The sequence below is a fragment of the Moorena sp. SIO1F2 genome, from assembly GCF_010672755.1.
Classification (GTDB): domain Bacteria; phylum Cyanobacteriota; class Cyanobacteriia; order Cyanobacteriales; family Coleofasciculaceae; genus Moorena.
Map to the genome: position 1 here is coordinate 1 of NZ_JAAHFV010000265.1, position 9344 is coordinate 9344.

9 protein-coding genes are annotated in these 9344 nt (G+C 43.0%); 3 read left to right on the forward strand and 6 right to left on the reverse strand.

Annotated elements, in window-relative coordinates; all coding sequences use genetic code 11:
- The first annotated feature begins 29 nt into the window (after positions 1–29).
- Together F6J94_RS24570 and grpE are read left to right on the forward strand one after the other, a co-directional pair.
- Positions 30–581: a hypothetical protein gene (locus tag F6J94_RS24570; RefSeq protein ID WP_293044980.1), complete on the forward strand. Its 552-nt coding sequence runs from the start codon at positions 30–32 to the stop codon at positions 579–581.
- Positions 582–799: 218 nt separating this feature from the next.
- Complete coding sequence (gene grpE / locus F6J94_RS24575) at positions 800–1465, forward strand: nucleotide exchange factor GrpE (RefSeq protein ID WP_293044982.1); 666 nt, start codon at positions 800–802, stop codon at positions 1463–1465.
- Positions 1466–1760: 295 nt separating this feature from the next.
- Here grpE and F6J94_RS24580 read toward each other — a convergent pair whose 3' ends face one another.
- From F6J94_RS24580 to F6J94_RS24605, 6 genes are all read right to left on the reverse strand, one after another.
- Positions 1761–2456, reverse strand: coding sequence for a DevA family ABC transporter ATP-binding protein (locus F6J94_RS24580; protein ID WP_293044984.1), 696 nt, complete (start codon positions 2454–2456; stop codon positions 1761–1763).
- A 55-nt stretch (positions 2457–2511) separates the two neighbouring features.
- Positions 2512–2640 carry a hypothetical protein gene (locus F6J94_RS24585; RefSeq protein WP_293018043.1) on the reverse strand — a complete coding sequence of 43 codons (129 nt, stop codon included), beginning with the start codon at positions 2638–2640 and terminating at the stop codon, positions 2512–2514.
- 125 nt (positions 2641–2765) lie between these two features.
- Positions 2766–3914, reverse strand: coding sequence for an ABC transporter permease DevC (gene devC / locus F6J94_RS24590; protein WP_293044986.1), 1149 nt, complete (start codon positions 3912–3914; stop codon positions 2766–2768).
- A gap of 168 nt (positions 3915–4082) precedes the next feature.
- Positions 4083–5402: an ABC exporter membrane fusion protein gene (locus F6J94_RS24595; protein ID WP_293044988.1), complete on the reverse strand. Its 1320-nt coding sequence runs from the start codon at positions 5400–5402 to the stop codon at positions 4083–4085.
- Between the two features lie 146 nt (positions 5403–5548).
- Positions 5549–6076: a MarR family winged helix-turn-helix transcriptional regulator gene (locus tag F6J94_RS24600; RefSeq protein ID WP_293044990.1), complete on the reverse strand. Its 528-nt coding sequence runs from the start codon at positions 6074–6076 to the stop codon at positions 5549–5551.
- Positions 6077–6357: 281 nt separating this feature from the next.
- Positions 6358–7098 carry a phycocyanobilin:ferredoxin oxidoreductase gene (locus tag F6J94_RS24605; RefSeq protein WP_293044992.1) on the reverse strand — a complete coding sequence of 247 codons (741 nt, stop codon included), beginning with the start codon at positions 7096–7098 and terminating at the stop codon, positions 6358–6360.
- 650 nt (positions 7099–7748) lie between these two features.
- Here F6J94_RS24605 and F6J94_RS24610 point away from each other — a divergent pair.
- On the forward strand, positions 7749–9206 hold the full coding sequence (locus tag F6J94_RS24610; protein WP_293044994.1) for a zinc ribbon domain-containing protein: 1458 nt from the start codon (positions 7749–7751) through the stop codon (positions 9204–9206).
- Positions 9207–9344: the final 138 nt, after the last annotated feature.

Sequence of the window (9344 nt, forward strand, 5' to 3'; positions counted from 1 at the left end):
TAATCATCACTTCCTCATTAGCCTGAACTTTGGGTTTATCAAAACTCAGCTCAACCTTGGTATTGCCAAAAACTTTAGTATTCTTAATTTCTATCTCAGTTATAGATGAACTAGTTCCTGGTGATTATACTCTTTTTAGCGATTACAAACCAACCGGAAAACCAGAGCGAGTTTCGGTAGTCAAAGTAAAAGCACCAGGAACTAGTTCATCTATAACTGAGATAGAAATTAAGAATACTAAAGTTTTTGGCAATACCAAGGTTGAGCTGAGTTTTGATAAACCCAAAGTTCAGGCTAATGAGGAAGTGATGATTAGCTTTAACTTAAAGAATGCTGCTAATAATAATCCGGTGAATGATTTACAACCTTATTTGGGAGAAGCTGGTCATTTAGTAATTGTTAAAAAATCAGAATCTATAACAGCATCTGATTACATTCATGCTCACGCACTTCCAGGTAAAACTACTGAACCGATACGTTTTGCTACCCAATTTCCTGAAAAAGGCACATATAAAGTGTGGGGTCAATTTAAGCGTAATGGTGAGATTGTAACCGCTGATTTCTGGGTAAATGCACTTTGAGCAAATATCTAATTTGGTAAGCACTCAGCAATCAGCAGTCAGCAGTCAGCAGTCAGCAGTCAGCTATCAGCAATCAGCTATCAGCCGTGGCCAAAGGCTGATAGCTGATTGCACTTACCAATAATCACAATCAGGGATATGATGATTACTCTATTGGAGTTGATCAGATTTATAAATCTTCTCCTGTCATCCTTTATCCTTGATACGTCAGCCTGGAAATGACCGAGTCTTCCTATCCCAATTACAGTGAACAGTTGCGACAACTTATGGCAAAAGTGGGTATTCCTAGTTTTAAGCAACTCAGTCTCAGGGCTGATGTTTCCGAGTTGCAACTGAGGCGTTTGCGGAAAGGTCAGGTCTCGCAGATGCAGCTAAAAACGCTGCTGAAACTTGCTCAAGCGTTGCAGGTGTCGGTGAATCAGTTACTGATTCTGTTTTTGCCAGATTCTGTTTCTACGTTACAGCAGGAAGACTCAACATTAAAGCAGGAGTACCAGCGTCTGGAACAGCAGTTGGAACAGCAGCGCGAGACTTTAATGCAGGAGTTTCAGCAATCTAGTTTACAAGTGCTAGAATCCTGGCTAGTCCAATGGCCCACTGCTGCTTATGCGGCACAACAGAATGAGCAGTTACCAGCTGTGAGATTATTGCCTCTGGTAAAGCCAGTGGAACAGTTGCTAGAAAAATGGGGTGTGGATGCGATCGCATCTGTGGGGGACGAACTCCCTTACGATCCACAACAACACCAACTCATGTCAGGCACTGCTCAACCAGGTGATCAGGTTAGGGTACGTTACACTGGCTACCGCATTGGTGATAAGTTGCTGCATCGTGCTAAAGTTAGTCCAGCTAATATAGCAAAGGGAGTAGGGAGTAGGGAGTAGGGAGTAGGGAAGAGGGAACAGGGAGTAGGGAGTAGGGAGTAGGGAGTAGGGAATAAAAATTATCACAATTCCTACACGAATTGCTATAGTACTAAATGAACAATTAATTTAATTTAGTCATTATAAAATTGTTAATTGCTATTTGATATTTTATATTAACAATTTTATAGTTTCTATTTGTCAGCTGTTTCCCTTAAGCTGATGTGCATTTAAATTGGTTATTCCCTGTTCCCTATTCCCTATTCCCTGTTCCCTTTGACTACTTTTAGATATCCCAATCTAAATGCTGAACAGTTTAACTAACTGCTTTAATACCATTAAGATGGCCATCTTCCATATTAACAATCCGGTCAGCAATATCGAGAATTCGATTGTCGTGAGTAACGAGTAAAATTGTACAGCCCTGTTCTTTAGCTAACTGCTGCATTAAATCTACCACTTCACGACCGGATTTACTGTCTAGTGCTGCTGTTGGTTCATCTGCTAAGAGTATCTTGGGATTACCCACTAAAGCACGAGCGATCGCGACTCGTTGTTTTTGTCCTCCAGAAAGTTTATCTGGGTAGTAATTCACCCACTGACCTAACCCCACTGCTTCTAATATAGCTACTGATTTAGTAATAGCATCTTTAGTAGAAAGTTCTGGATGTAGTTCTGCTGACATTTGGACATTTTGGCGAGCCGTTAAACTTTTGAGTAAGTTATGAGCCTGGAAAATATAGCCAATATGACGCCGCACTGCAATCAAATGACGTTTATTGGCTCCGAGGAGTTGCTGTCCTAGAATTTTGAGACTACCAGATTGAGGCGATCGCAATCCTCCGATTAGGGTTAGTAATGTCGTCTTACCCGATCCCGAAGGACCAGTCATCAACACAATTTCTCCTTGGTGGATGTCTAGGTCAATATCAAACAAAACCTGTTTCCGTAGAAAACCCTTACCAAAGTAATGGTTGAGATGCTTAATGGATACAACTGGTTCGTCCACCATGACAGTTTTCGTTCCTAGCTAGTTATTAGTTATTGATTATATAGCTGTTTTTCAGCTAGTAAAGTACAAGTTTTTGGCTTTTAGGGAGCAGGGAGCAGGGAGCAGGGAGCAGGGAGCAAGGAGCAGGGAGCAGGGAGCAGTAAAGTCGGAAGAGGAAAGAGGTAATTTTTTTTTTGTACTTCATTAGGGTAAAAAGCACTATATAGGGATCCGTGTAGGAATTGTGATAATTTTTGATGCCATATTCCCTACTCCCTACTCCCTGTTCCCTCTTCCCTATTCCCTGTTCCCTTTGCTATTAGCAATAGTTTAAAAAATATCAGCGGGATCGGCTGCTTGGAGTTTCCCAATCGCGATCGCACCGGAAATACAACACATGATAATCGTCAGAATCAACACTGTTACCGCCCTAGCTAGACTCATGGCTATGGGTAAACTGGTAGCATTTTTCGTTAAACTATACAACCCTAAGGCTAGTCCATATCCAGGAAAATAACCTAAAATTGCCAGAATTATAGCTTCTTGAAAAACGACAATCAATAGATAGCTGGTTTTATAACCCATGGCTTTAAGGGTAGCATACTCAGGCAAATGATCCGCGACATCAGTATATAGAATTTGATAAACAATCACTGTACCCACGATAAATCCCATCGCGCTACCGAGGGTAAAAATAAAGCCAATAGCTGTACTGCTTTGCCAGTAAGCTTTCTCCCAATTAACAAACTCTTCCTTGGATAAAACTAGAACATCCTTGGAAAGTTCGCGCCTCATCTTCTCTACAACTATCTCCACATCTAACCCTGGTTCTAATTCAATCAAACCGATATCAATCAGTCCTCTATGGCGGTCAGGGAAAAGGCGGAAAAAGTTTAAATCACTGGTGATCACATTTCCATCTGCTGCAAAGGAAGCCCCTAGGGTGAATAAGCCTCCTACTCGAATGCGACGTTCTTTGACTTCAGTGGTTATCTCTTTGCCCTGATTAAACTCTTCCGCAATAGGTCCATATTCAGGTCTGGAGCTGTCATCGAACAAAACGACATCTGGCATTTTAATTGTATCCAGATTGCTGGTTACTCCAGATAAATTGAATACGTTGTCAGTAGGATTAAACCCAATCACAAGCACACTACGAGTTTCACGGGTTTGAGGATTTTTCCAGAGGGCAAAGTCCATATATATCCCACGAATCGATTTGACCCCATCAAATGCAATACTTTGATACAACCTGCGACTAGGAAAACTTTTCATAGCGATTGTTGCTTGGGACTGGGGACTAATCAAAAAAATGTCACCCTGTAAGCTATTATGTAGTGTCACATTACTTTCAAACAGGGCATCCCGAAAACCCATTTGCATAAACATTAAAATATCGGCAAAAGCAATTCCTGCCAGTGCCACCAGCAAACGCATTTTTTCATGGGTCAATTGTAACCATGCTAAAGGTATTTTCATTATTAATAGTTACTAGTTAATGACCATTTTTGAATTCAAAATTAAAAATTAAAAATGAATAGCCTTATACTTTGTAAGTGTTTCCACCGGATACAAGCCCACGAATTAATTTATAGGTTAGTTTTTAATTTTGAATTGATAATTTTTAATTGGAGCGATAGCGATTGACTAATAAGTAGTAACTATTTTTACGATGACTTGAGAGTTAGTTAAATCAGTAACCGTCTTGCTGTCTTCTGGATTGAGACGAATATCTACTTCGACAACTCTGGCATCTACGTCAGCAGCTGGATCAGTGTCAAGAACATCCTGTTTGTCAATTTGTTGCCCAATTCTAACTACAGTGCCATTGAGTTTACCTTCAAATGCCTTGCTTTCACTAATAATAGTTACTTTCTGCCCTAGCTTGACTTTACCAATATCACTTTCGTAGACTTCAGCAACAACCATCATTTGGTCAGTTTGCCCTAGTTCCACAATTCCCTTTTCTGGATCGATGGTTTCTCCTGGATAAGTGTTAATTTTCAAAATTTGACTATCTAGTGGAGAATGCACGTAAGCAAATTTTAATTCTGCTTCGGCTTGCTTGACTTGTGCCATAGCCATTTCTAGCTCCGCTTCAGCCTGTCTAATATCTACTAGACGTACTTCTTTTATCTCTTCGAGGGTAGCTTTGGCTTCGTTAATCTGTGCTTCTACCACAGCTAGGGTCTGGTTGCGGTTGACAATAGCTTCTTTGAGTTGTTCCCTGAGGGTGCTTATAGTTTGGGTGCGGTTGGCTATGGCTTCACTGACGCTCTCTTGGGCGGTTTCTACGCTTAGGCGGCGGCTGTCTAATTCGGAAATTGCGATCGCACCGTCTCGTTCTAACTGCTCATAGCGCTGAAAATCTGCTTGCACATTCCTTAACTGAGCCTCTAATCGCCTGACTGTGGCATCTTTCTCTTGTTGTGTTTCTTGCAGCTGAGTCTGTAAACGGTCAATGCGAGTTTGTAGCGCCTCCTTCTGCCCCCGATACTCTGCCTCTAGTCGTTTAATCTTAGCCTCCTGAGCAGCAATGGTGCCACTTTTAGCACCGGCTTTGACTTTCTCCAAGTTCGCACGGCTTACTTTAACCTCCGCTTTGGCTCGTTCTAAATCCGCTTGTAAGCGATCGCGATTTTCCATGATGGCAATCAATTGATTGGCACCTACTCTCTCCCCTTCCTTAACGAGTAACTGAGCCACCCTTGGTGCTTGAAAAGTTGTTGGAGCAGCTAATTGAATAACTTCCCCCTCAGGTTCGAGACGTCCTAGAGCAGTTACAGCTCGGATAGCTGGGGTTGTACTGGGGGATGGCACTGGTTCTGGTGGGCGCTCACGGACCATTTGCAAACTATATCGGCTAGCGACCACAGTTGCCAGAATCCCAACACCAGCCAGTACAATCACCCAACGGCTTAGGGGCTTTGATAATCCCTGATCTTTTATGCCAATCTTTGGCTCCATGACTCCTCCGGTTAAATCAACCTCTGTCGGTTATATGAGTCATAACCATCTCTTGTGTGCCATATTATATGGCTCCTTACTATTTAATCTATCATAAAGTTAATACTATATGAGCACCGCTAACAGATTTTTTGAGAAGTCCCTCATTACTGGGTCAGCTGAAATTCAGCAGAGTGCATAGCAGGGGTTCCCGCTCGCAACTTTGCTAAAAGTTTAACGAAGGTTTTCTTTTCTGCACCAGTCAGGTGAGCCATCAAACCTGTCACCCGATTAAAGTGGTCGGGAAGCATTTGCTTCAAGAACTGCCAACCGTTTGGAGTCAGCTGAACCATCAGCATCCGTCGGTCATCTGGGTGGGGCTGGCGTTTAACTAACCCTTGACGTTCGAGACCATCGAGCAGACCTGTGATCGTCCCACGAGTAACACCAGCCTGTTGAGCACATTCGGAAGGAGTCAAGCCTAACGAACCCGCTTTGTGTAATAGCATGAGTACAGTAAACTTACCGATTGATAACTCGTAGCGACCCATATGAGTGTCAATCGCTTCGTAGATTTCAGTGGTAGTTTTCAGGAACGACAGACAAGTAAATACGGATGCTATATCTAGCTCAGGGTACTGTTTCGCCATATTTAGCAGTTCCTGCTCTGAGGGAAGGTCACGTTTAGTGAACATAGTCTATCCCCTTAAAAAGGTTTGCCGACTTATTATTATCGTGCCTTACTCTAGTATTTTTCAAATAGGTGAGGTATACAAGTTGTGGATTTTAGGTAACAGGTAACAGGTAACAGGTAACAGGTAACAGGTAACAGGTAACAGGTAACAGGTAACAGGTAACAGGTAACAGGTAACAGGAAAAAAATCCTGTGTACCTCATTAATATGATAACCGCTATCATCCATTGCTCCATCCCTAAACTAATCAGCAAACTAATCAGCTTTACCATTCATTAAGTATCAAGATCCTGGCAAGTCAAATAGTACGGAGGTCATATAGTTCTCTGCCCATTCAACACCAAACGCTTTTTCAAGCACCCGCCGGGTTTTGTCATTCTGCCGCTGCTTGCTGCAATAATAGTGTTGACCTGCAATAATTTCTGCTTGCTTTTCTCTAGAGACCGGTAGGGCATTTGCAGCATGGGCACAGTGAATCTGTAATAAATCATCCACCCATGCCAGGAACTGTGCTTCTTCTTCTGGACCATTGGGACGCACAAAAATGCAAAATTCTGAAAAAATGTCCGCCCAAGGTGGTAAGTCACGGGGCTGTTTAAACTCAGGTTTTGGTAGGGTCTCTAAAGAACAGTGATAGGCTTCTGGTAAGGTACGTTTAGGGTGGAGTGGAGAAAGGTCTGCGATCGCAGCGCTGATTTGTCCTCTAGCTGCCACCACATCACAGCCAAACATGGGCAAAGCATACTCTGGACGAGGAAACATTACACAGTGTAAAATATCCAACATCTCACCTACTTTTGCCAATTCCAGGTGCATTTTCCGAAACTGAGGTGTCTGATAGCAATGGTTTTCGATAGTCAGTTTCTCTCCCTCAAGCCGTCCTTGTACGTAGCCTAACTCGGCTGGTAAATCATAGGTCGAAAGGTCGAAGTAGCGCCGCCAGTTCGATTCAATACAGTCCGCCAGCTTAGCGCACAGAGGGTTTTGTTGGGTTCTTAGGGATGGCGTGGAAGTGGTTGACATTCCTTAACACTTAAAGGCTATGGGTAACATTGAGGCAACAGGCTTGCAGACAAAAGGGTTGGATGGGTTCTCCCCCCATTATCCCCCTTAACAAGAGGGGTAGGCAAAAGATAAAAGGCATACAAGACTTGAAGTATCAACCATTGCATTGATTGTAACCTTTGCAAATGGTAGATTTTTATACTTTATCTTTCCTCCTTCATCCAACGACCTCTATCTTCTCACCTTATCGGTGACCATCAATTGGAGCAAGACATCCTAAGTATGGACTTCGGATAAGCTTAGGATATCAGCTTGCCATGGGCAATCCTTTAGCGCTACACAAAACTTTGTTACTGCTGGGATTGGATCTAGGATTTTGTTTGCGATTGGCCGTAGGCCACGCTACGCGAACGCATGGAATTCCTTCCTAGTACCATGGACTAGGGGTGCATTGCTGAGGGGCGGGATGAATATGAGTGGGGTGGGCATCCTGCCCGCCCGAAAATGACTACATTGAGTCGGCTACCTAGATTGAGCTAGGTTGATTCTGCGCCCTGCAATTAAGTAGCCAAAAATAGGGATAAAACGGGATTTAATACAGCAAAACAGACATTGACATTTTGCTAGCGCTATAGTATACTTAAGATATAGGACACAGTCAGTTAACGATGCCAAGAAAAGTAGGAGCAACAAAGAAAATATCGACTCAGGTTGTCCCCGTAGTGGGAATGACTAAGTCGGTTGAGCTTGAGTTGCTGCAGGTAATGAAAAAGCTTGGTATCGTCCGCTCTGAGTCTTACAACAAGCTGGGTAGCATTAGCCATTGGGGGATTGATTGGAAAAAAGCCTACCCAGAAGTTAGGAGTTTTAGGACTCCTGAATCCTTGGGACTGCCCTCTAAGTTGATGGAGTGGACTGTTAGCGATACAGCAAAAGCCATCACAGCGAGCCAGGCTGCTTGTACTGAAGCGGTAATAAAAAAGGTCTACAAAAGGTTTCCAGGAAAGGATAAGCAAAAGATAAGAAAGGAACTTTGCAAACAACTAAAGACCTTAGCCTTCCTAGATAGTCCACTCCTGCACAGGCTTGTTAGAAAGGAATTTCAGAGAGGGCATTCTTGGGTGAAAAATCAAATAGTCTATCAACAAGGAGGGTACAAATGTAAAAGACTCTCCCGCAACACTTATCAGCTAGAAATAGCTGGACTGAGGAGAGGAAAGAGAAACAGAATAGTTGTTAGATCTAATCGCAAAATAAGTGGGCAGATTAGATTAATCCACCATCAACTCCTGCAAAGATTTGAAATTCACTTCTTGGTAGATTACGGTACCGCAGGAATCCCTGCTGATCGCCGTTCTATAGGAGTAGACAAAGGGTATACAGAGGCTTTCTATGATTCAGATGGTCAGGCACACGGAAAAGACTTGGGCAAAGTAGCAACTAAAAAATCAGATCGGATATGTGCCAAAAACCGCAACAGAGGAAAGCTTTGGGCACTTCATAGAAAACTAGAAAAAATGTCCCCTTGCAAGTCTGCCCGAATATTAGAAAACAACCTAACCAGAAAGACAGAAAACCGCCGTTACAGAAAGAATCAGTCAGAGCTAACGGCAATTATAGGAGCAGCCTCTAAGTCTCTTTTTAAGGGAGAATCTTTAAAGGTATTTGCTGTTCGCGAAGCGTGGCCTACGGCCTTGGACTTAACACAACCAATCCGAAATAAACGCCAGTCTAAGGCCGTGTCCCGCAAACTTAATAGTTGGATGAAGGGACAAATGCGGGACTCTTTGCAGAAATGGGCTGATTGGACTGGCTCGGTTGTCACAGAAGTTCAACCTAGTTACACGTCGCAAATTGACTCCGTGACTGGAACCCTATTAGGGAAAAGGAGCGGGGACAGTTTCACCAGGTTTAATGGGGTCGTGTTGCAGGCTGACCACAACGCTGCTAAAAACATCCTTGATCGAGGTATAGACAAGGAAATTACCCGGTACATGAATAAAACCGAGGTTCAAGCAGTATTGTTGCGTCGTACCGCGCGTTTTTTGGTTAGAAGTTACCGTCAGAATAAGGCAGCCTTTATGGTTTGTCGGCTATGGGTAAAAGGTTTAAAACTTTATGATTAAGGCCAGAGACGAAACCTTAGGAGAGTGGAGCCTTTATGGTTAGTCGGTTATGGGTAAAAGGGTTAAAACTTTATGATTAAGGCTCCACTCTCCTTACGGTAACTTCAAACCTTATTCTAAGGTTTCGTCTCCGGAAGG

What these genes read in the sequence shown, in the direction of transcription:
- grpE (WP_293044982.1), top strand. Translation starts at nt 800, where the DNA reads ATGACCGAGTCTTCCTATCCCAATTACAGTGAACAGTTGCGACAACTT.
- F6J94_RS24580 (WP_293044984.1), bottom strand. Translation starts at nt 2,456, where the DNA reads ATGGTGGACGAACCAGTTGTATCCATTAAGCATCTCAACCATTACTTT.
- F6J94_RS24585 (WP_293018043.1), bottom strand. Translation starts at nt 2,640, where the DNA reads ATGAAGTACAAAAAAAAAATTACCTCTTTCCTCTTCCGACTTTACTGC.
- devC (WP_293044986.1), bottom strand. Translation starts at nt 3,914, where the DNA reads ATGAAAATACCTTTAGCATGGTTACAATTGACCCATGAAAAAATGCGT.
- F6J94_RS24595 (WP_293044988.1), bottom strand. Translation starts at nt 5,402, where the DNA reads ATGGAGCCAAAGATTGGCATAAAAGATCAGGGATTATCAAAGCCCCTA.
- F6J94_RS24600 (WP_293044990.1), bottom strand. Translation starts at nt 6,076, where the DNA reads ATGTTCACTAAACGTGACCTTCCCTCAGAGCAGGAACTGCTAAATATG.
- F6J94_RS24605 (WP_293044992.1), bottom strand. Translation starts at nt 7,098, where the DNA reads ATGTCAACCACTTCCACGCCATCCCTAAGAACCCAACAAAACCCTCTG.
- F6J94_RS24610 (WP_293044994.1), top strand. Translation starts at nt 7,749, where the DNA reads ATGCCAAGAAAAGTAGGAGCAACAAAGAAAATATCGACTCAGGTTGTC.